The 21,435-nt window shown below is 70.5% G+C and carries 19 protein-coding genes and 1 pseudogene; 15 read left to right on the top strand and 5 right to left on the bottom strand.

Going from position 1 to position 21,435, the window contains the following annotated elements; all coding sequences use genetic code 11:
- Window positions 1-77 precede the first annotated feature (77 nt).
- A complete protein-coding gene (locus tag AC1DXV_RS16805; RefSeq protein ID WP_477869066.1) occupies window positions 78-2,528 on the bottom strand; it encodes a fibronectin type III domain-containing protein in 2,451 nt (816 codons plus the stop codon).
- Window positions 2,529-2,747: 219 nt separating this feature from the next.
- Here AC1DXV_RS16805 and AC1DXV_RS16800 point away from each other — a divergent pair, with 219 nt between their 5' ends.
- Complete coding sequence (locus tag AC1DXV_RS16800; RefSeq protein ID WP_477869064.1) at window positions 2,748-3,548, top strand: CsgG/HfaB family protein; 801 nt, start codon at window positions 2,748-2,750, stop codon at window positions 3,546-3,548.
- A gap of 9 nt (window positions 3,549-3,557) precedes the next feature.
- Here AC1DXV_RS16800 and AC1DXV_RS16795 read toward each other — a convergent pair whose 3' ends face one another.
- Window positions 3,558-4,829 (bottom strand): GNAT family N-acetyltransferase, encoded by a 1,272-nt coding sequence (locus AC1DXV_RS16795; protein ID WP_477934609.1) that lies wholly within the window; start codon window positions 4,827-4,829, stop codon window positions 3,558-3,560.
- 79 nt (window positions 4,830-4,908) lie between these two features.
- Here AC1DXV_RS16795 and nudB point away from each other — a divergent pair, with 79 nt between their 5' ends.
- From nudB to AC1DXV_RS16755, 8 genes are all read left to right on the top strand, one after another.
- Window positions 4,909-5,361 carry a dihydroneopterin triphosphate diphosphatase gene (nudB, locus tag AC1DXV_RS16790; RefSeq protein ID WP_477934607.1) on the top strand — a complete coding sequence of 151 codons (453 nt, stop codon included), beginning with the start codon at window positions 4,909-4,911 and terminating at the stop codon, window positions 5,359-5,361.
- A complete protein-coding gene (locus AC1DXV_RS16785; RefSeq protein WP_477934605.1) occupies window positions 5,358-6,143 on the top strand; it encodes an endonuclease/exonuclease/phosphatase family protein in 786 nt (261 codons plus the stop codon). The genes nudB and AC1DXV_RS16785 overlap by 4 nt, the downstream gene beginning before the upstream one ends.
- A gap of 7 nt (window positions 6,144-6,150) precedes the next feature.
- Entirely contained in the window at window positions 6,151-7,473 is a 1,323-nt protein-coding gene (gene clsB / locus AC1DXV_RS16780) for a cardiolipin synthase ClsB (RefSeq protein ID WP_477934603.1), read from the top strand.
- Window positions 7,473-8,522, top strand: coding sequence for a ligase-associated DNA damage response exonuclease (locus tag AC1DXV_RS16775; RefSeq protein WP_477865713.1), 1,050 nt, complete (start codon window positions 7,473-7,475; stop codon window positions 8,520-8,522). The genes clsB and AC1DXV_RS16775 overlap by 1 nt, the downstream gene beginning before the upstream one ends.
- Complete coding sequence (locus AC1DXV_RS16770; RefSeq protein WP_477934601.1) at window positions 8,519-10,243, top strand: ATP-dependent DNA ligase; 1,725 nt, start codon at window positions 8,519-8,521, stop codon at window positions 10,241-10,243. The genes AC1DXV_RS16775 and AC1DXV_RS16770 overlap by 4 nt, the downstream gene beginning before the upstream one ends.
- Window positions 10,227-11,615 carry a glutathione-disulfide reductase gene (gene gorA, locus AC1DXV_RS16765; protein WP_477865711.1) on the top strand — a complete coding sequence of 463 codons (1,389 nt, stop codon included), beginning with the start codon at window positions 10,227-10,229 and terminating at the stop codon, window positions 11,613-11,615. Before AC1DXV_RS16770 ends, gorA begins: the two co-directional genes overlap by 17 nt.
- A gap of 66 nt (window positions 11,616-11,681) precedes the next feature.
- Window positions 11,682-12,563, top strand: a complete 882-nt coding sequence (locus tag AC1DXV_RS16760; RefSeq protein ID WP_477865710.1) for an EamA family transporter — start codon at window positions 11,682-11,684, stop codon at window positions 12,561-12,563.
- A gap of 163 nt (window positions 12,564-12,726) precedes the next feature.
- Window positions 12,727-14,259, top strand: coding sequence for an ankyrin repeat domain-containing protein (locus tag AC1DXV_RS16755; RefSeq protein WP_477865709.1), 1,533 nt, complete (start codon window positions 12,727-12,729; stop codon window positions 14,257-14,259).
- Window positions 14,260-14,271: 12 nt separating this feature from the next.
- Here the strand turns inward: AC1DXV_RS16755 and AC1DXV_RS16750 are convergent, their stop codons facing one another.
- Entirely contained in the window at window positions 14,272-15,786 is a 1,515-nt protein-coding gene (locus AC1DXV_RS16750; protein ID WP_477934599.1) for a S10 family peptidase, read from the bottom strand.
- Between the two features lie 41 nt (window positions 15,787-15,827).
- Between AC1DXV_RS16750 and AC1DXV_RS16745 the strand changes: the two genes are divergently transcribed.
- The 6 genes from AC1DXV_RS16745 to AC1DXV_RS16720 all read left to right on the top strand — a co-directional run bounded on the left by AC1DXV_RS16745 (window position 15,828) and on the right by AC1DXV_RS16720 (window position 20,760).
- Window positions 15,828-16,676 carry a DUF429 domain-containing protein gene (locus AC1DXV_RS16745; RefSeq protein ID WP_477934597.1) on the top strand — a complete coding sequence of 283 codons (849 nt, stop codon included), beginning with the start codon at window positions 15,828-15,830 and terminating at the stop codon, window positions 16,674-16,676.
- A 44-nt stretch (window positions 16,677-16,720) separates the two neighbouring features.
- A complete protein-coding gene (locus AC1DXV_RS16740) occupies window positions 16,721-17,290 on the top strand; it encodes a GbsR/MarR family transcriptional regulator (RefSeq protein WP_477869789.1) in 570 nt (189 codons plus the stop codon).
- A gap of 63 nt (window positions 17,291-17,353) precedes the next feature.
- On the top strand, window positions 17,354-17,815 hold the full coding sequence (locus AC1DXV_RS16735; protein WP_477869787.1) for a thiol-disulfide oxidoreductase DCC family protein: 462 nt from the start codon (window positions 17,354-17,356) through the stop codon (window positions 17,813-17,815).
- 7 nt (window positions 17,816-17,822) lie between these two features.
- On the top strand, window positions 17,823-18,785 hold the full coding sequence (locus tag AC1DXV_RS16730; RefSeq protein WP_477869785.1) for an acyl-CoA desaturase: 963 nt from the start codon (window positions 17,823-17,825) through the stop codon (window positions 18,783-18,785).
- A complete protein-coding gene (locus tag AC1DXV_RS16725; RefSeq protein WP_477934595.1) occupies window positions 18,782-19,768 on the top strand; it encodes an NAD-dependent epimerase/dehydratase family protein in 987 nt (328 codons plus the stop codon). The genes AC1DXV_RS16730 and AC1DXV_RS16725 overlap by 4 nt, the downstream gene beginning before the upstream one ends.
- The gene (locus tag AC1DXV_RS16720; protein WP_477934593.1) at window positions 19,765-20,760 is read left to right on the top strand and encodes an SRPBCC family protein; all 996 of its coding nucleotides are present in this window, start codon (window positions 19,765-19,767) and stop codon (window positions 20,758-20,760) included. Before AC1DXV_RS16725 ends, AC1DXV_RS16720 begins: the two co-directional genes overlap by 4 nt.
- Here AC1DXV_RS16720 and AC1DXV_RS16715 read toward each other — a convergent pair.
- Both AC1DXV_RS16715 and AC1DXV_RS16710 read right to left on the bottom strand, forming a co-directional pair.
- Window positions 20,715-20,936 (bottom strand): hypothetical protein, encoded by a 222-nt coding sequence (locus AC1DXV_RS16715; RefSeq protein WP_047503195.1) that lies wholly within the window; start codon window positions 20,934-20,936, stop codon window positions 20,715-20,717. The genes AC1DXV_RS16720 and AC1DXV_RS16715 overlap by 46 nt on opposite strands.
- A gap of 112 nt (window positions 20,937-21,048) precedes the next feature.
- A pseudogene (locus AC1DXV_RS16710) lies at window positions 21,049-21,435 on the bottom strand (hypothetical protein); the annotation flags it as partial.

Below are 21,435 nucleotides of genomic sequence, written 5' to 3'. Positions count from 1 at the left end.
GCTGTGGTCTACGAAGAGCGATTCACACTGCCGGCGCACGGCAGTCGATAAGCGAGTCGGCCAATAGCCAATTCATCTCAACCGCCTCGCACACAGAAATCCTGACAGCCCCCCGGATCCGTGCTCTTCGTCCCCCTCGTGGCCCGCACGATGCAGGTGTATGTCGTGCCGTTCTGCAGGTCGGTCGCCATCGCCCACCCGTTGATGGCTTTCATGTTGATGTTCCCCGGCGAGCAGATCAGCGCATAGCTGACGTCGCCAAGGTCGGTGCCCGGTCGGTCGAAGGTGACTGTCAGCGTCTCGTTGCCGACAGACATATTCAGGTTGGTCGCCGCATCCGGTGCCGTCTCTACGATGGTCGCGGCAGGAGTGGCATTCACTGTCGCCGAGGCCGCACTGGCACCCGCAGTGTTGTCTGCCGTCACCGTGCAGTCGTAGGACGTGTCGTTGACCAGATTCGAGACGGTGATGCTGGTGCTCGTGCTCGTGGCTGATGTTGCAATGTAGAGGTCGTTGTCGTCGCCGTGCCGGCACGTCGCGGTGTAGCCGAGGATCTCCGCGCCGCCGTTGTCGAGCGGCGCGGTGTAGCTCAGCGTGATGAACGCGTTGCCGGCGGTCGCCGAAACGTCCGTCGGAGCTTGCGGCACCGTGCTCGGCCTGGTGTCGCGCGTGTTCGACTTGTCGCTCGTGCCGACCACATTGGTGGCCGTCACCCAGCAAGCGTAGATCTGGCCGTTGGTCAACCCGCTGACCGTCACCGGGCTCGCCAGGCCGCTGCCGGTCTTGTCGCCGCAGGTGGCGGTGAACGCGGTCACCGCGGCGCCGCCGTCCGATCCGGCGGTGAAGGCCACCGAGATCGCCGAATCGCCCGGCGTCACGCTGATCAGCGTCGGGGTGGCCGGCGCGGTCACGGCCGGCGTCACGCTCTGCGCGCCGGAGGCCGGGCTGATGCCGTTCTCGTTGCGTGCCGTGACGCTGCAGCTGTAGGTGCTGCCGTTCGCCAGCCCGCTCACGGTGATCGGCGAGCTGGTGCCGGTCGTGCTGACCTGCTGGCCGCCGGACGCCGTGCAGGTGGCCGTGAAGTCAAGCACTGGCGAGGCGCTGTCGGTGACCGCGGCGAAGCTGATCACCGCGCTGCCGTTGGCGGCGCTGGCCTGCACCGTCTGCGGTGCGCTGGCGACGCTGCCGTTCGCTGGCACCGTCGATGCGACCGGCGTCACGTTCATCGCATTCGACGCCGCACCGGTGCCGGCCACGTTCACCGCCGCAACGCTGCAGCTGTAGGTGCTGTTGTTGACCAGGCCCGCGACGACGACCGTGCCCGCGCTCGAGGCATCGGCTGCCGCCGCCAGCGTGTCGGAGGTGCAGCTCGCGTGGTAGCGGGTGATGGCTGCACCGCCGTCGCCGGCGGGTGCGGTGAAGCTCAGCGTGGCAGTCGTGTCGCCCGCGTTCAGCGCGGTCAGCACCGGCGCGTCGGGCACCGTGCTGGGGATGACATCCAACGCGGTCGAGTCGGCGCTGGTGCCGGCCGTCGTCGTGACGGTGACGCTGCAGACATAGCCCGCGCCGTTGGTCAGCTGCGGCACGGTGATCGGGCTGGAGGTCGATTCGACGCTGACCACGTTGTCGCCCTTGCGGCAGGTCGCGCGGTACAGCGTGCCCGACACCGTGGCCACGCCCTGCGCGCGCCGCTTGGAGGCGCTGGCAGCAGCGGTGCCGGTCGAGAAGCTGACGGTGGCCGAGCCGGCCCCGCGCGCCACGCTGACGCCGGTCGGCGCGGCCGGTGCATCGGCGGCCACCGCGGTGGCGGCCTTCGGCGTCACCACCGAGGCGGCCGAGGCCTTGCCGGAGCCCTGGGCGTTCAAGCCGCTGACCCAGCAGGTGTACGGCAGGTCGGGTGTCAGCCCGAGGACAGTGATCGGGCTCGCGGCGGCGTAGCTGTAGGACGCCTTGTCCGGGCCGACGCAGATGCCCACGTACGCGCTGACGGCCGCGCCGCCGCTGATGGTGGACTCCGAGAAGGTGATCACGGCCGAGGTCGATGCGCCGTCCATGCGCAGCACGCCCGGGGCGCTGGGTGTCGGTGCCGTCGAGCCGGCCGTCGCCTGCACCGGGCTCGACGCGCTGCTGGCGCCGCTGCTGTTGATCGCGCTGACCGTGCAACTGGCGCTCGACGCGTTCGTCAGGCCGGTCACGGTGACGGTGTCGGTGGCGGTGCCGCTGGACGCGCTGCGAACCGTCACCAGCGAGCCATTGCCGCTGCAGACGGTTTCGAAGGCGGTGACGTTCTGCGGGTTCGAGACCTTGAAGCTCAGCACGATCGCGCTGTCGCTGCTGGCCACCGCCGTCACGTCGGTGACGGCGGCCGGGGCCGACTCGACCACTGCCGTCGAGCCCGACGTGTCGCCGCTCGCTCCACCGCCACCGCCGCCGCAGGCGGCCAGCAGCAGGCTGGACAATGCCGGCAGCACCCATCGGCGCAATCCGGAAATGACGGGGGAGGCAAGTCTCGGAGGTGCAGTGTTCATGGCGTCTCTCGCTCGTGGGGGAAGAGGGCGAGCCCCGGGGGGCACGCGACCGGTTCGATCGAGGCGAGAGCTTGGTCAGCAACTTTGCAGAGAATTTGCAGAGCCAACGGAACAAAAGGGCGATCAACGGTCGATGTGTGCGGTCGTGTCGCTGTGTGGTAACGAAATGTTGCGATGGCATCATCGGCCCCGCTCTTCACCCTGGTCGAAAGGATTTCCATGAATCGCGTTTGCGCGGCCGGCCTCACGGCCATCGCGGTGGTGCTGCTCGCTGCCTGCGGCAAACAGGGCGCCGAACTCGGCCAGGGCGGGTCGGTGGTGACCGGGTCGGCCGGCCCGGCGGGTGCCAGTGCCGCGGCGCGCGAGCTGGTGAAATGCGATGCGCCCGTCGCGACGCTCGCGCTGGTCGAGAACCCCAACGGCTACACGATGGTGTCGGGTCACAACCTGCCGCAGTCGCCGGTGCCGCTGATCCGGCTGCTGGCGCAGCAGAGCGGCTGCTTCCGCGTGGTCGATCGCTCGGCCGGGTTGCGCGCCACGGTGCAGGAGCAGGAGCTGAAGAACGCCGGCGTGCTGCGCCAGAACGGCACGGTGGCCAAGGGCAAGGGCTACGAGGCGCAGTACACGCTGACGCCCAGCCTCACCTTCAGCGAGCAGAACGCCGGGCGCGAGATCGGCGGCATCCTCGGGATGATCCCGGTGCTGAACAAGTTCGTCGGCGTGGCCGACAGCGTCAAGCTGAAGGAAGCGCAGGTCGCGCTGCTGCTGACCGACAACGAGACCACCGAGCAGCTGGCCGCATCGACCGGCTCGGTGCGCGTCACCGACCTCGGCATGGGCGGCCTGGTGCTTGGCAAGCTGGGCGGTGCGGCCGGTGCCGGTTGGAGCAACAGCAACGAGGGCAAGGTGATCGCCGCCGCGTTCCTCGATGCGCACAACCACCTGGTGACGCAGGTGCGCATGCTGCAGGCCAAGGAACTGCCGCCGGCGGTGGCGGTGAAGACCGGCGGCAAGGGATAGGGCCCCGGCTCAGCCCTCGCGCGGCGCCGCCTTGAACGGATTGCGGTCCGGCGCTTCTTCGTGGCGCAGCAGCCCGAGCATGCGCCGCGTGATCTGGTTGATCACCGGCTGGCGGTGACGCACCCACACCTGCATCGGCTGCGGCCTGGCGCCCAGCCGTGCCTTCGGGTCGAGCGCGGTGCGGCCGAATGACAGCTCGCTCGCCCCCATCGAGATCGCCTCGGCGATGCTCGCGTGCAGCAGCCGCAGGTACAGCGGATGCGTCTCGGCGGCCTGGCGGTCGAAGCCGATGTGGTAGGCGACTGCAACGCCGTTGTCTTTCAGCGTCGCGATGAAGCCGAGCAGCGTGTCGCCGTCGAACACGCCGCTGCAGCGCAGCCGCTCGCCGGCCGCCCGCGCCAGCGCGCCGAAGTAGCCGGGATGCAGCGTGAACGGCCGCAGGCTCGCGTTCTCGTGCACCTGCAGGTAGAGCGCGTGCATGCGCGCCTGCAGGGCCTCGTCCACCTCGAACACGCGCAGCGCGAGGCCGGCCTGGCGCACCGGCTCCATGATCTGGTTCTTCACCGCACTGCGGTATTTCGACGCGAGGCTCGCCAGGTAGTCGTCGTGTGTCTTCCAGGCCGGCGGCAGCGCAAGCACCATGTTCGGCTCGGTCTCGACGCTGCGGTACGACAGGCCTTCCAGCACGCGCAGCGCCGGCGTCTCGCGGTCGGTGGCGTCCTTGATCATCACGAAGCCCGCCTGGCCGGCCAGCTTCTCGGCGCGCCGCACGCGGTACAGCACCTCGGCCACGGCCGGCCACAGCGCCTCGGGGTCGACATCCGGCGCCATCGCCACCGCATGCATGCCGTAGCTCAGCAGGTTGCCGCACACCAGCACCCGTTCGCTGAGCCGCGTGGCCACCGCGCTGCCGCTGCCCGCGGCGGCGCGGCCGAGGAACTGCTTCAGCCGGGCCCGCTTGCCGTCGGCCGGTGYCACCCGGCCCGGCGTGGGGCGCAGGCGGTCACGCTCCAGCTCGGCCCACTGCATCACGACCGCGGCCACCGGGCCGTCGGCATCGCTGATCAGCGCGTAGCGCGGCGACAGGCAGTCCGGCGGGGCGGTTTCCAGCACACCCAGGTAGTCGCGGCTGAAGAACCACGAGTGCCCCGCGGTGGCGGCGTCCCAGTGCGTCGGGTTCAGCTGGCCGAGGGTGTCGGCGATCGCGAACCGGAAACCGGTCGGGCGGCGCAGCTTGCGGCGCTGCGAGAGCTTGTTTTTCAAGGCGGTGAGGCTGGGCATGGGGCGGGAGTTTGCCCGACCCGGCGGCGAGGCATCTGCCGACACGGGCCGGCCGCGCCGAGCCGCTATCCTTCACGGCATGAAACTGCCGGAGTCGGTGCTGGTATTGATCCATTCACCGCAGCGCGAGGTGCTGCTGCTGGAGCGCAACGATGCGTCGCGCGGCTGGCAGAGCGTGACCGGCTCGCGCGCGTCGCCGGCCGAACCGCTGCGCGACACCGCGTGGCGCGAGGTCGCCGAGGAGACGGGCATCGTGGTCGGCTCGGCGGCCGTGCCGGCCGATCGGCTGCGCGACCTCGGCCGGCAGCACGTCTACGAGATCCTGCCGGCCTGGGCGCACCGCTACGCGCCGGGCGTCACCCACAACACCGAACATGTCTTCACCCTCGAGGTCGATCGCGGCACGCCGGTCCGCCTGAGCCCGCACGAACACCTGCGCTTCGAATGGCTGCCGTGGCAAGACGCCGCCGCGCGCTGCTTCTCCGGCACCAACGCCGCCGCCATCCTCGACCTCGGAAGCTCCCCGCGATGAACGCGTCACCGTCGACCCTCCACCCCCCGCACGTGCTGCGCGTGGCCACGTACAACATCCACAAGGGCGTGCGCGGCGTCGGCCCCCGCAAGCGGCTGGAGATCCACAACCTGGGCCTCGGCATCGAGGCGCTCGACGCCGACATGGTGTTCCTGCAGGAGGTGCGCAGCTTCCACCACGGCGAGGCGCGGCTTTTTCCGGACACGCACAAGGGCTGGCCGCGCCTGCCGCAGGCGGAGTACCTGGCACCCGATGGCTACCACGCGGCCTACCGCACCAACGCGGTCACGCCGGGCGGTGAGCATGGCAACGCGTTGCTGTCGCGCTGGCCGCTGGGCGAGGAGATCGGGCACCACGATGTGTCCGATCACCGCTTCGAGCAGCGCGGGCTGTTGCACGTGCGGGTGCACTGGAATTCGGTGGTGGTGCATGCGATCGTCGCCCACCTCGGGCTGATCCATTCGAGCCGCGTGCGGCAGGTGGAGCGCATCGGTGCGTTCGTCGCGAACCACGTGCCGGCCAACGAGCTGGTGGTGCTGGCCGGCGATTTCAACGACTGGGGCGGCAAGCTCGACGCGCCGATGCATGCGCTCGGCCTGTACCGCGCCGAGCGGCGCGGCGTCAGCTCGCAGCGCACCTTCCCGTCGCGCATGCCGGTGTTCTCGCTCGACCGCATCTACACCCGCGGCTTCCGCTGCACCGGCACCTCGGTGCCGCGCGGCGCGGCGTGGGCGCGGATGTCGGATCACCTGCCGCTGGTGGCGGAACTCGAACTGGAATGAGCCTGCATTGACCTCGACCGCGACACGGACGCGCAAGCACCACCGCCGGCACGGCGAGCCGCCGCTGCCTGACGACCTGTGGAGCACGCTGCCGCGCGCGCTGTTCTGCGGCGACAACCAGGTCGAGCTGTTGAGCGGCGGCGACGAGCTGTTCCCGGCGATGGCGCGGGCGATCGACGCGGCGCGCCACGAGGTCTGGCTCGCGACCTACATCTACCAGCACGAAGGCAGCGTCACCGCCGTCACGCAGGCGCTGCTGGCAGCGGCCGCGCGCGGTGTCGCGGTGCGCGTGGTGCTCGACGGCTTCGGCTCGCGCGCCTTCCTGCCGCAGCTGCAGCCGCTGTTCGAGGACGGCGGCGTCGACCTCGCGGTGTTCCGGCCCATCACCAGCTGGTGGAGCTGGTTCCAGCCCGGCCAGCTGCGCCGGCTGCACCAGAAGCTGTGCGTGATCGACGGCGAGGTCGGCTTCGTCGGCGGCATCAACCAGATCGACGATCGCATCGACCTCGTGCACGGCGCGACCGAGCAACCGCGGCTCGATTTCGCGGTGCAGCTGCGCGGGCCGGTGGTGGCGCCGGTCGAGCAGGCGATCCGCGCGGTGTGGACGCGCGCCGACCTGGGCCAGGATTTCCGCGAGGAGATGGTGGCCCTGGCGCGCAGCGCCGAGCCGATCGCGCGGGCCAAGCGGCTGATGCGCCGCCTGCGCATGCCGCGCGCCAAGGGCCTGCAGCTGAGCCCCGATGCGCTGCCGCCGGTGCGCGCGGCCTTCGTGCTGCGCGACAACCTGCGCCAGCGCCGCACCATCGAGCGCAGCTACATCGATGCGATCCGCAGCGCGCGCGAACGCGTCGACCTGATCAGCCCGTACTTCTACCCCGGCCGGCCGTTCCGGCGCGCGCTGCGCGATGCGGCCGACCGCGGGGTGGCGGTGCGGCTGCTGCTGCAGGGCAAGCTCGACTACCGCATCGCCGGGCTGGCCGCGCGCGTGCTCTACGACGAGCTGCTGACGCACGGCGTGCGCATCCACGAGTACACGCCGGCCTACCTGCACGCCAAGGTGGCGGTGATCGACGGCGACTGGGCGACGGTGGGCAGCTCGAACATCGATCCGCTGTCGCTGTTGCTGAACCTCGAAGCCAACGTGATCGTGCGCGACGAGGGCTTCGCCCGCTCGCTCGCGGCACGCTTCGATGCGGCGGTCGCGCTATCGCGCGAGATCGATCCCAAGCTCGCCCACCCGCGCACGCTGGCCGGCACCTTGCGGCGCGGCTTCGTCGCGTGGTGCGCGCACGTCTACCTGCGGATCGCCGGGCAGACCGGCCGCTATTGATGGCCGCCGACGACCTGGTGATCGAGCGGCCCGAGGGCCTGTACTGCCCGCCCGGCGACTTCTTCATCGACCCCTGGCGGCCGGTCGAGCGCGCGGTGATCACGCATGCGCACGGCGACCATGCGCGCCGCGGGCATGCGCACTACCTGGCATCCGCGCCGTCCGAGGGCGTGCTGCGCGCGCGGCTCGGCGACGACATCACGCTGCAGACGCTCGCCTACGGCGAGGCGATCGAGCACCATGGCGTGCGGCTCTCGCTGCACCCTGCTGGCCACGTGCTCGGCTCGGCGCAGGTGCGGCTGGAACATGGCGGGCGCGTGTGGGTCGCGTCGGGCGACTATTTCGTCAGCGGTGCGGGCGACGACAACGCCACCTGCACGCCGTTCGAGCCGGTGCGCTGCGACTGCTTCATCACCGAATCGACCTTCGGCCTGCCGATCTACCGCTGGCAGCCGCAGCGCGAGGTGTTCGCAGACATCGACGCCTGGTGGCGCGCCAATGCCGAGGCCGGCCGCGCGAGCCTGCTGATGGCCTACAGCTTCGGCAAGGCGCAGCGGCTGCTGGCGGGGGTGGATGCGTCGATCGGGCCGATCGTCGTGCACGGCGCGGTCGAACCGCTGAACCAGGCCTACCGGGCGGCCGGCGTGGCCTTGCCGCCGACGCAGCTCGCGACCGAGGTCGCCGACAAGGCCGGCTTCGCACGCGCGCTGGTGATCGCGCCGCCGTCGGTGCAGGGCTCGCCGTGGACGCGCCGCTTCGGCGAGCACGGCGATGCGTTCGCGAGCGGCTGGATGCAGCTGCGCGGCACGCGCCGCCGGCGCTCGATCGACCGCGGCTTCGTGCTGAGCGACCATGCCGACTGGCCGGGGCTGCAGCGCGCCATCGCCGCGACCGGTGCGAGCCGCGTGATCGTCACCCACGGCTACGAGGCGGTGATGGTGCGCTGGCTGCAGGAGCAGGGGCTGCAGGCCGGTGCGTTCCACACCGAATACGACGACGAGCGTGACGACGAACGGACGGCCGCGGCCGACCCGGAGCCCGCCGCATGAAGCGCTTCGCGCGGCTCTTCGCCGAACTCGACGCCACCACCGCCACCTCGGCCAAGGTGGCGGCGCTGCAGCGCTATTTCGCCGAAGCCGCGCCGGGTGACGCGGCCTGGGTGGTGTACTTCCTGTCCGGCGGCAAGCCGCGGCAGGTGGTGCCGACCGCGACGCTGCGCGTGCTGGCCTGCGAGCGCGCCGGCATCAGCGACTGGTTGTTCGAGGAGTGCTACCAGGCGGTCGGCGACCTCGCCGAGACGATCGCGCTGGTGCTGCCGGCACCGCAGCACGAGAGCGATGTCGGGCTGGCCGAGTGGGTCGAGCAGCGGCTGCTGCCGTTGCGCGGGCTCTCGCCGGCCGAGCAGGCGGCACGCATCGCCGGCTACTGGGACGAACTCGACGCCACCGGCCGCTTCCTGCTCACCAAGCTGATCGGCGGCGGCTTCCGCGTCGGCGTCAGCAAGCTGCTGGTGCAGCGCGCGCTGGCCGCGCACGCCGGGCTCGACGCCAAGCTGCTCGCGCAGCGCATGATGGGCTGGACCGATGCGAAGCAGACGCCCGATGCGGCGCGCTTCGCGGCGCTGGTCGTGGGGGAGGGCGAGGGCGCTGCGCCGCTCGGGCAGCCGTATCCGTTCTTCCTCGCGCATGCCGTCGAGGGATTGCCGCCCGAGTTCGACACGCGGCTCGGCGCGCCGGGCGACTGGCTGGTCGAATGGAAGTACGACGGCATCCGGGCGCAGATCGTGCGGCGCGGCGGCGAGACCTGGATCTGGTCGCGCGGCGAAGAGCTCGTCACCGAGCGTTTTCCCGAGGTCGTGGCGCTGGCCCGCGAGTGGCCCGACGGCACCGTGCTCGATGGCGAGATCCTGGTCTGGAAGGGCGATACGCCGGCGCCGTTCAACCTGCTGCAGCAGCGCATCGCGCGCAAGACGCTGACCAAGCGCGTGCTGGCCGACGCGCCGGCCAGCTTCATCGCCTACGACCTGCTCGAGTGGGAAGGCGTCGACTTGCGCAGCCGGCCGCAGCGCGAGCGGCGCGCGTTGCTCGACGCCGCGTCCGCAGGGCGAACGATGCGGGTGTCACCGGTCGAGCAGCGCGACAGCTGGGCGGCGCTGGCCGCGCTGCGCGAGGAATCGCGGGCGCGGGGCGTCGAGGGCTTCATGCTCAAGCATGCCGAGGCGCAGTACGGCAGCGGCCGGCGCAAGCAGGAGGGACTGGCGGGCGGCACCTGGCTGAAGTGGAAGATCGACCCGCTGAGCGTCGACGCGGTGCTGGTCTACGCCCAGGCCGGGCATGGGCGGCGCGCGAGTGTCTACACCGACTACACCTTCGCGGTGTGGAGCCGCCCGCYGGCCGATGCGGCCGAGGCGCAGGCGGTGGTCGAGGCGATCGCCCGGCGCGAACCGGCGCAGCCCGGTGCGCTGCAGCTGGTGACCTTCGCGAAGGCGTATTCGGGTTTGAGCGATGGCGAATTCGCCGAGGTTGACCGCATCATCCGACAGACGACCCTCGAAAAATTCGGGCCAGTACGCAGCGTGCGGCCCACACTGGTGTTCGAGCTCGGCTTCGAGGGCATCAATGCGAGCCCGCGCCACAAGAGCGGAATCGCCGTGCGGTTTCCACGCATGCTGCGGATCCGCAACGACAAGCCTTTGCATGAGGCCGACAGCCTCGCTACGCTGCAGGCACTGATGAGAGAGAGGGAGCCTTCGCATGACGGAGACAGCTGACACATCCTACGACTGCGACCTGTTCGTGATCGGCGCCGGCAGCGGCGGCGTGCGGGCGAGCCGCATGGCCTCGCAGCTCGGCGCGAAGGTGATCCTGGCCGAGGGCAGCGCGCTCGGCGGCACCTGCGTGAACCTCGGTTGCATCCCGAAGAAGCTGTACAGCTACGCTGCGCACTACCACGAGGCCTTCGCGCAGGCGCGCGGCTTCGGCTGGGCGCTGGCCGAGCCCGTGTTCGACTGGGACGTGCTGAAGGCGCGGCGCGGCGCCGAGATCGCGCGGCTGAACGGCGTGTATGCAGAGCTGCTGCGCGGTGCCAACGTGCAGCTGGTGCGCGGCTGGGCCAAGCTGCTCGATGCGCACACCGTGGCGGTGAAGACGACGACGCACGAGCAGCGCTTCACCGCGCGGCACATCCTGCTGGCCACCGGCGGCGAGCCGCTGCGCATCGAAGGCCCGGGCGCGCAATGGGCGATGAGCTCCGACGACATGTTCGACCTGTCGCCGTTCCCGAAGCGGCTGGCGGTGGTGGGCGGCGGCTACATCGCCTGCGAGTTCGCTTCGATCTTCCACGGGCTGGGCTCGAAGGTGACGCTGCTGCACCGCGGGCCGCAGCTGCTGCGCGGCTTCGACGGCGAGATGGCGCGCTTCGTCACCGCCGAGATGCGCAAGAAGGGCATCGACATCCGGCTCGAGTCGCGCATCGCCGCGGTGGAGCGGCGCGGCGAGGTGCAGCGCCTGCAGCTGGCCGACGACAGCGTGCTCGAGGCCGACACCGTGCTGCACGCCACCGGCCGGCGCGCGCGCAGCCGCGGCCTGGGGCTGGCCGAGGTGGGCGTGAAGGTCAACGAAGACTGCACGGTGCCGGTGGACGAGGGCTTCACGACCAACGTGCCCTCGGTGCACGCGCTGGGCGACCTGGTCGGCCACAAGGCGCTGACGCCGGTGGCGCTGGCCGAGGCGATGGTGCTGATCGACCGGCTGTTCGGCGACGGCCGCCGGCCGGTGCTCGACTACGCGACGGTGCCGACCGCGATCTTCACGCACCCGCAGGCCGCGACGGTGGGGCTGAGCGAAGAGGTGGCGCGCACGCGGCACGGCGTGCTGCGCATCTACCGCAGCGAGTTCAAGCCGCTGCAGCACACGCTGAGCGGCAGCACCGAGCGCACGCTGCTGAAGCTGGTGGTCGACGACGCGAGCGACCGGCTGCTGGGCGCGCACATGGTGGGCGGCGATGCCGGCGAGGTGCTGCAGGGCTTCGCGGTCGCGGTGCAAGCGGGGCTGACGAAGGCGCAGCTCGACCGCACGATCGGCATCCACCCGACGGTGGCGGAGGAGTTCGTGACGATGCGGGTGGCGGCGTCGAGGGGGTGATCGCACGACGTCGGGCACCCGGGCCCGACGACGGACAATGCGGGGTTTCGCCCCGCCTGCGTCCCCATGTCCCTGACCGCGCTCTGCCTCGTCCTGACCGCCGCCCTGCTGCACGCCGCCTGGAACCTGGTCGCCAAGAAGGCCGGCGGCGACAGCCGCTTCGCACTGCTGTGCAGCCTGATGATCCTGGTGCTGTGGGCGCCGGTCGGCATCTGGGCCGCCTGGGATGCGGTGCCGCTGTGGGGCTGGAAGGAATGGGCGCTGATCTTCGCGAGCGGCATCGCCCACCTCGTCTACTTCAACGTGCTGCTGCGCGGCTATGCGGCGAGCGACCTGACGGTGGTGTACCCGGTGGCGCGCGGCACCGGGCCGCTCATCAGCTCGTTCGGCGCGCTGCTGCTGCTCGACGAGCACATGAGCCTGGGCGGCGTGCTGGGCGTGTTCGCGGTCACCGGTGGCGTGTTCCTGATCGCCGGCGGCCCGTCGCTGTGGGCGCGCGCGCACGACCCGGTGCAGCGGCAGCGCGTGATGGCGGGCCTGGGCTACGGTGCGGCCACCGGCTGCATGATCGCGCTGTACACGCTGATCGACGGCTACTCGGTGAAGGTGATGCTGATCTCGCCGATCCTGATCGACTACTTCGGGAATCTCGCCCGCGTGCCGTTCATGCTGCCCGGCGCGCTGCGGCGGCCCGAGGCCTTCATGGAATCGGCGCGCGCGCTGTGGCGCCACGCGCTGGTGCTGGCGGTGGTCAGCCCGTTCGGCTACATCCTGGTGCTGTATGCGGCGCGGCTGGCGCCGCTGTCGCACGTGGCGCCGGCGCGCGAGGTGTCGATGCTGTTCGCCGCGCTGCTCGGCGGGCGGCTGCTGGGCGAGGGCGAGCGCGGGACGCGCATCGCGGGGGCGGCGTGCATTGCGGCGGGGGTGGTGGGGCTGGCGACGGGGTGAGTGCAAGGTCTTCGGATCTTCGTGCCCGATCGCAAACGGACGGAGATGCATGACGTGACGCAGGCGGGAACCGACGACGGGTGGGCGTGACTCAGGGTGACGTGCTGTACGCAGGAGTGGTTGCGGCGATGCGCGTCTGATGTTGCTCCGCCCAGTCAATCACATGAACACGACCCGACAGATCTCTCGCTCCTGCAGCGCTCCCGGCTGGAATCAAGCCTCGCTCAGGCGAACGCGCCAAGCCCGGGGGCCCACCGGCACGACGAGCAAGTACGCCGCGCTGAATGCTCACGGCCCGACCCTGGTGCTTCAGGAGCGGATGGTGGGGGCGAGGACGGCGGCGGCCCTGGCGTTGTTTCCCGTCGCCTGGGACGAGTTCCGCCGTGTCCTGTCGGCACTGCCTGCGAATGCGCTCTGGTCGATCGCCCTCACGCAGGGCGAGTCGACGAATCGTTTGAGCCGGGCGTTCGAGGAGGTCTACCCATCCTCGACGGGTGGCTGCGGAACAGAGCTCGCGGCCCTGAGGCATGACGTCAACGTGTGCGACCTCGTTGCACCTGTCCTGCAAGTCCTGCTGATCGATCTGGTCGGCCGGTTGCCGAGGCACCTGCAGCAGCCAGTCGCCGTGAAGAATGTCGGTACGCACTGGTGGTGCGAAGTCGGAGAGGGCCCGAAGGCGGTCGTGTTCGACTTCTGGGTGGCGCTGCCGGAAGCGCATCTCCAAAGCGAGGGCGTCTTTTCGCGCCAGGTCGGCGCGAGCGTCCATTCCGTCTGGTATCCGGGAGAGCCCGTCACCCTCGATTGGCAACGGCTTCGCCGTGAGGGCCACCCTGCGTGGCTGAGCGCGCCGTTTGCGGTCACGCCGGCGGATGACCCGGGCTGGGCGGATGCATTCGCCGACGGCTTGCTGGCGGGCGAGATGCCGATCTTGTGGAATCGCTTCGAATCGATCTCCGGGAACACGGAGCGCGAGCACCTCGGGATGGCGGCGAACGAACGCACGGTCTACGTCGATCGCGAGAAGGGGCAGCGCTTCAATGGCGATCTGATCGACGACACACGTCTGAAGGAAGTGCTGAGGGGAGAAGCCGCGCGCCGTCGGAGCGGGTTCCCTGAGCAGGCGCTTCGGCCGCGCATCCAGGCCCTGTCACCTGCCGCGTGGTTGAAGACCCTGCGCACTCACGCACGGCGTGGTGACATGCTGCTGGTGTCGGCTTTGCTTCGTGATGCGGGCGATGCAGCGCGAGCGCGGCACATGAATGCAGCTGGACTTGCGTCGGTGCTGAGGGATGTCGCAGGGAAATATGGCGGAGATGACGGGCAGGTCATCGAGGTCGTGCACGCACTGCTCGATGCCGGCGCATCACTCGATGATGCCGACGAGCGCGGAATGACCGCGCTGATGCATGCCTGCGAAGCCGGCCATCTGGCGCTGGCCGATGCACTGCATGCGGCGGGAGCAGGCGCCGAACTGCTCGCGTCGGACGGCAGTACGGTGCTGCATCTGGCCTGCAGTTCATGGCGTGCCGATGAGATGGCGGCCTGGTTGCTCACGCTGCCCGGGTTGTCAGCCCGGCTGACGGGTTGCAGGGACGAGCGCGGCAAGACACCCGCCGATCGTGCACGCGTGGCGGGTCGCGACGTTCTGGCCGAGGACCTGGCCGACCGCGCCGCCGGGAGGCGACGCGAGGATTGAGTGCCACGAGGGTCACCCCCGCACGAACGCCCTCAACTCCCCCGCCATCCGCTTCAACGACGGCTGGTGGATGTACATCATGTGCCCCGCCTCGAAGTAGCTGACGCTGATGTTCTGGCGCAGCGGCTCGCGCAGCCCCAGGTGGCTCAGCGTGTAGTCGCCGGCGGCATGCGGCGTCGCGAGGTCGTAGTACCCGCTCGCCACGTACACCCGCATCGCAGGGTTCGCATGCATCGCGCGCCGCAGGCTGCCGCCGAYGTTCACGTACTTGCCCGCGAAATCCTTCCAGCCCCACTTGTCCCAGATCGGCGCGTGCACCACATAGGGCGCGTCGGTCTCGAACTTCAGCGTGTCCTTCAGCAGCCGGTTGATGCCGGTCGCATACGCGCCCAGCAGGTTGCTCATCGCCGGGTCGCCCTCGGGCTCCTCGCCGGCATCGTCGCGGTCCAGGCCGAGGAAGCGGCTGTCGAGCCGCCCCACCGTCTGGCCGCGCTCGCGCAGCAGCTCCTTGAAGTAGCGGAACTCGCGCGGCCGCAGGTCGCAGCGCAGTACGTACGCGGTGCTCAGCCCGCTGTACAGCGCCACCTGCTCGGCGATGCGCTGGCGCGCCTTCGCGTCGAGCGCCGAGCCCTGCATCAGCGCCACCGTGTAGTCGCCGAGCGCGAAGGCCTCGGCCGCCGCGATCACCTCGGCCAGCGGCTTCTTCTGCAGCGCCGGCGCCAGCGCGCGGTGGTACCAGGCGGTGGCCGCATAGGTCGGCAGGAACAAGGGGTAGGGCAGCTCGTTGCCGTGGTCGAAGTGCAGCGTCTGCAGGTCGACCGCCAGCGACACCAGCATCACCCCGTTCAGGAACACGTCGTGCTTGTCCTGCAGGTGCAGCGAGAGGCCGGCCGCGCGCGTCGTGCCGTAGCTCTCGCCGATCAGGTACTTCGGGCTGCCCCAGCGGCCGTAGCGCGCCAGGTACAGCCGGATGAACTCGCCCACCGCGTCGAGGTCGCGCTGGTAGTCGTGGAACTCGGTCACCTTCTCGCCCTCGACCATGCGCGAATGGCCGGTGCCCACCGGGTCGATGAAGACCAGGTCGCTGTCGGTCAGCAGCGTGTGCTCGTTGTCGGTCAGCGCATAGGGCGGCGGCGGCGCGTTGCCCATCTCGTCGGTCACGACCCGCTGCGGGCCGAGGATGCCCAGGTGCAGCCACACGCTGCTCGAGCCCGGCCCGCCGTTGAAGCTGAACGTGACCGGCCGCGTCTCGGGCTTCACGCCCTTCAGCGTGTACGCGATGAAGAACAGGCTGGCGCGCGGCTTGTCGGCGCTGCGCTGGCCGTCGCGCTGCTCGTCCTCGCGCAGCACGATGGTGCCGCAGGTCACGCTGTAGTCCAGCTTGCGCTTGCCGACGACCGTGCGGTGTTCGGTGGTGACGAGGCGCTCCTTCGGCTCCCGCTCTTTCGTGTCCCTCGCGTCCCGTTCTTTCGATTCCTCGCGCGAAGCAGGCGAGGGCGTGGACTTGTCGGCAGGGGTGTCGGCCATGGGAGATCGCTAGAGTGGGGGCACTACTGTACCGGCACCCCATGACCTCTGCTCCCCTCCCGAACCAGCAACTCGCCGGCGTCGACTTCACCAGCCGGCCGACGCGCCGCAAGCCGATCACCGTGGCGCGCGGCCAGGCGTCGCGCGATGTCGTGCGGCTGGAACGCGTCGACACGCACGAAAGCTTCGACGACTTCGCCGCATGGCTGCGCACGCCCGGCCCGTGGCTGGCTGCCTTCGATTTCCCGTTCGGCCTGCCTCGCGAGCTGGTGCAGGCGCTCGGCTGGCCGATGGACTGGCTGCCGTTGATGCACCACTACGCCGGCCTGTCGCGCGACGAGATCCGCACGCGCTTCGCGGCGTTCTGCGATGCGCGGCCGGTGGGCGCGAAGTTCGCGCACCGGGCGGCCGATGGCCCGGCCGGCTCGTCGCCGTCGATGAAGTGGGTCAACCCGCCGGTCGCGTACATGCTGCATGCCGGCGTGCCGCTGCTGATCGATGCCGGGGTGGACCTGCCCGGGCTGCACCCGGGCGATGCACAGCGCGTCGCGCTCGAGGGCTACCCCGGCCTGCTGGCGCGCGAGCTGATCGGCCGCCGCTCGTACAAGGCCGACGACAAGGCGCGGCAGACGCCCGATCGCCTGATCGCCCGCAAGGACCTGCTCGAGGCGCTGGAGCAGGGCCGCTCGCGCCTCGGCCTGCGGCTGCGCCTGTCGCATGCGCAGCGCGATGCGCTGGTGGCCGATGCGTCGGGTGATCGGCTCGATGCCGTGCTGTGCCTGATGCAGGCGGCGTGGGCCGCGGGGCAGGCGGGCTTCGGCCGGCCGACGGATGCCGACCCGCTCGAAGGCTGGATCGTGTCGTCTTCTCTTGTGAAGCCTCTTTCTTGATTTCTGTATTGACAGAAATATCCGACGACCCTAGAGTCCACCTCATGAACCTGTCGCCGACCCTGACCCGATTCGTCCTGCACTGGGGCGAGATGGGCACGCGCTGGGGTGTCAACCGCACGGTCGCGCAGATCCACGCGCTGCTCTTCATCACCGGCCGGCCGATGCATGCCGAGGAGATCGCCGACACGCTGGACGTCGCGCGCTCGAACGTCAGCAACAGCCTGCGCGAGCTGCAGGGCTGGAACCTGATCAAGCTCGTGCACCTGGCCGGCGACCGGCGCGATCACTTCGAGACCTCGACGCAGGTGTGGGAGTTGCTGCGCACTGTGGTGCGTGAGCGCCAGCGCCGCGAGATCGCGCCCACCATCGAGGTGCTGAACGAGTTGCTGGCCGATCCGGCGCTCAGCCGCGACCCCGCCGAGGCGCGCCTGCGCATCCGCGAGACGCAGGAACTGCTGGTCACGCTGACGGCATGGAGCGACGAGATGCTGAAGCTCGACACCGACACGCTGACCAAGGTGCTGAAGCTCGGCGCCAAGATCAAGAAGCTGCTCGGCCGCGACGGCGCAGCAGCCGAAGAGATCAACCCGGTGCAGTTGTTGGGTCCCTGAGGCTGAAATTTTTTTTGCTCATGAGTTTCTCTAAAGACAGAAATTACTGACGGAGCGATCTGAATGAACCAAGCCCTGTACCCGATGACGCTGCTCTACGACGCCGCCTGCCCGGTGTGCTCGCTGGAGATGGACCACCTGTGGGAGCGCAACGCGGCGGGCCGCCTGGCCTTCGTCGACATCAGTGCCGAGGGCTTCGACCCGACGCCCTATGGCATCACGCTGCAGGCGATGAACGAGGAGATCCACGCGATCGCGGCCGACGGCCGGGTGCTGCACGGTGTGCAGGTGCTGCGGCTGGCCTATGAGGCAGTGGGCCTGGGCTGGGTGCTGAAGCCGGTTGGCTGGGCGCCGTTGCAGCCCGCGTTCGAGCTGGGCTACCGCTGGTTCGCGCGGCATCGCCAGGCGATCTCGCGGGCGAGCGCGCCGCTGGTGCGCGGCATCCGGCGGGTTCGTGCTGCGCGCATGGCGGCCCGCATGCAGGCCTGCCGCGATGGCGCCTGCCGCACCCACCGCGGCGAGTGAGGCGGCCATGCGCAACGAAGTCACCACGGTTCACGCGACGGAAGGGTGCAGCGCGGTCGAGGGCCGCGTCGCGTGGGCGCCGCAGCGCTCGCTGTGGTGGTTCGCGATGCTGGCCGGCGGCATGCTGGCCGTCACCCGCTACGCGAGCTGGAGCGGCTTCGCGCTGTTCCTCGCAAGCAGTGCCGTCACGCTGTGCCTCGGCCACTCGCTGGGCATGCATCGGCGCTTGATCCACCGCGCCTATGCCTGCCCGCTGTGGCTCGAACGCGTGCTGGTCTACCTCGGCGTGCTGGTCAGCATGGCCGGCCCGGCCGGCATGATGCGCACGCACGACCTGCGCGACTGGGCGCAGCGCCAGCCGCACTGCCACGATTTCTTCGCGCACCGCCGCAGCTTCCTCGTCGACGCGTGGTGGCAACTGCACTGCGAGCTGCGCCTCGCCCGGCCGCCGCGCTTCGAGCTGCCGGCGCACCTCGCGAACGACCGCGTGCTGATGGCCCTCGAGCGCCACTGGCTGCTGCAGCAGCTGCCGTGGGCGCTGCTGTTCTTCGCGCTCGGCGGCATCGGCTGGGTGCTGTGGGGCGTGTGCCTGCGCTGCGTGGTCGGCCTCACCGGGCACTGGATGGTCGGCCACTTCGCGCACCGCACCGGCCACCGCAGCTGGCATGTCGACGGCGCCGGCGTGCAAGGCCACGACGTGCGCGGCTGTGGCCTCATCACTTTCGGCGAGGGCTGGCACAACAACCACCACGCGTTTCCCGGCTCGGCCCGCCTCGGGCTCTATCCGGGCCAAGCCGATCCGGGCTGGTGGGTGCTGTGCACGCTGCAGCGCATCGGGCTGGTGTGGGACATCAGCCTGCCGGCCACCTTGCCGCCCCGCGCCACGCTGCAGGCGCTCGAACCCGAGGCGGTGCGCGCGTTCGATGTCGCGGCGCCGGCGCGCTGCTGCTTCTCAAGGAGTCCATCATGAAGGTCCTCGTCTGTGGATCGACCGGCTGCATCGGTGCAGCGGTCGTGCATGCGCTGCGTGCGCGCGGCCACAAGGTGATCGAAGCCTCGCGCCGGCCGGGCGCGGCGCGCGAGCACTGGCCGCTCGATTTCTCCCACCCGGTGTCGCCGCAGCACTGGGCTGCGCGGCTGCGCGAGGCGCAGGTCGACACGGTGGTCAACTGCGTCGGCATCCTGGTGCCTTCGCGCGGGCAGCGCTTCGAGCGCGTGCATGCGCAGGGGCCGATCGAGCTGTTCCGCGGCGCAGCGCTCGCGGGCGTGCGGCGGGTGATCCAGGTGTCGGCCCTCGGCGTCGGCGCCGAGGGCATCGGCAGCGCCTACCTGCACAGCAAGCTGCTCGCCGATGACCTGCTCGCGACCCTGCCGATCGACTGGGCGGTGCTGCGGCCATCGCTGGTCTACGGGCCGCGCAGCGCGAGCGCCGCGTTGTTCGCGACGCTCGCGGCGCTGCCGGTCGTCAGCCTGCCGGGGCGCGGCGCGCAACGGCTGCAGCCGCTGCACGTCTACGAGCTGGCCGAGGCGATCGCGCGGCTGGTCGAGCAGCGCGGCACGCTGCGGGCGGTGCACGAGATCGGCGGCCCCGAGAGCGTGAGCTACCGCGAGATGCTGGCCGCCTACCGCGCGGCGCTCGGCCTGGGCGAGCCGCTGTGGCTGCCGGTGCCGATGCCGCTGATGAAGCTCGCGGCCCGCGTGGCGCAGCTGCTGCCGCAGAAGGCCTTCAGCCCCGAGACGATGCGCCTGCTGGAACGCGGCAGCGTGCCGGCCGCGAATGCGCTGCCGGCCTTGCTGGGCCGCTCGCCGACGGCCCTGGCGCAGGGCCTGCGCATCAGCCCGCCCGAGCCGCGCATCGACCTGCGCGGCCGCTTCGCGCACGCGGTCTCGCTGCTGCAGAAGCTGACGATCGGCGTGCTCGCGGTGCTGCTGTGGATCTCGCACACGCGATGAGTGCCGAGCACCTTCCGTTCCGCTACCGCTGGCCGGTGCTGGCCGGGGCGCTGGCCGGCATCGCGCTGCGGTTGGTGTTCTCCGGCGTGGCCGGCGGCCACTGGTCAGCGATGGCCGGCGCCTTCGTGTTCCTCGCGCCGATCGCGGTGGGCATGGTCACCGTCTACGTGGCCGAACGCGAGCACCGGCGCTCGTGGCTCTACTACCTCGGCGCACCGTTCCTTGCCACCGCGCTGTTCGTCATTGGCACGCTGCTCATCAACATCGAGGGGCTGATCTGCGCGATCGTCATCGCGCCGCTGTTCGGCGTGCTGGGCAGCATCGGCGGGCTGCTGATGGGCATCGCCTGTCGTGTCTCGGGCTGGCCGCGGCCGACGCTGTATGCCGCCGGCGTGCTGCCCTTGCTGATGGGCGCCCTGGTGCCCGGCACCGCGCTGCAGGATGACCGCAGCCAGGTCGAACGCAGTGTGTGGATTGCCGCGCCGCCCGCGGCGGTGTGGCAGCAGTTGACGCAGCTGCCCGACATCCGGGCCGACGAGGTCGCGCGCGGCTGGGCGTACCGCATCGGCGTGCCGCCGCCGCAATCAGGTGTCACCGGCGCGGCCGGGCAGCGCGTGCAGCATTTCCGGATGGGCAAGGGCATCCACTTCGACGGCGACATCACCGAGTGGCAGCCGGCCCGCCGCATCGCGTGGACCTACCGCTTCGCTGACGACTCGGTTCCCGCCGGCGCGCTGGACGACCACGTGCGCATCGGCGGCCTGTACTTCGACCTGCTCGACACGGTGTTCGAGCTGGAGCCCGAGCGCGGCGGCACCCGGCTCGCGATGCGCACGCGCTACCGCGTCAGCACGCAGTTCAACTTCTATGCGGAGGGTGTCGCGCGGCTGCTGCTCGGCAACGTCAGCGAGGTGCTGCTCGAACTCTATGCGCGACGCTCAGAGGTTCACACCGTCTCGTGTTTCAGCTCGATGGTGCCGCGCGCCACGTAGCGCTGGAAATCGCCGATCGGGATCGCGGTCGAGCCGTGGGTGTCACCGTCGACCCAACTGAGCGTGGCGTCGGTGAGGGTGGTCTCGACCTCGATCGGGCCGGGGCGGATCTCGATCGGCTGGCCGTCGCCTTCGCGGTATTCGACCTTGCCGATGATCTGGGCTTCTTGCGTCATGGGGTGTCCTCCTTGGTGACCCAAGGGTCCACGGCCCGGCCGGCCACGAGAATCGGACGGCACGCCGCGTGGGCGTCAGCCGTCTCCTACATCGCAGGCCGGCCGCCCCTGGTCAGAGGGCGTTGACCTTCTCTTTCAGGCGCAGGGCCTTCTGACGTTCCAGCTTGGCCGTGTCGTTGGCCGGATCGAGCTCAAGCACCTTGTCCCAGGACTTGATCGCGCCGTCGAGATCCTGGCGCGCGAGCGCCGAGCGGGCGTTGCGCGAATGGGTGTCGACCAGCCGCTTGCTGGTGGCATCCACCTTCGGGCCGGCGGCGGCAATGCCCAGGCTGGCGGCCTGCTTGTAGTCGGCCAGGGCGCGTTCCAGGTTGCCGGCCTTGGCCGACGCTTCGCCCGAGCGGAAGGCCTTCTCGCCGGCCGAGGGCTCGGCTGGCGCCACCGGTGCGGCGGCGACCGGCGGCGGGGCCGGCTCCGGCGCGGGCTCGGGCTTGGCCGGCAC

It is taken from the genome of Rhizobacter sp. P3_C12 (genome assembly GCF_056402735.1).
This window is presented reverse-complemented; position numbering and strand designations above follow the sequence as displayed.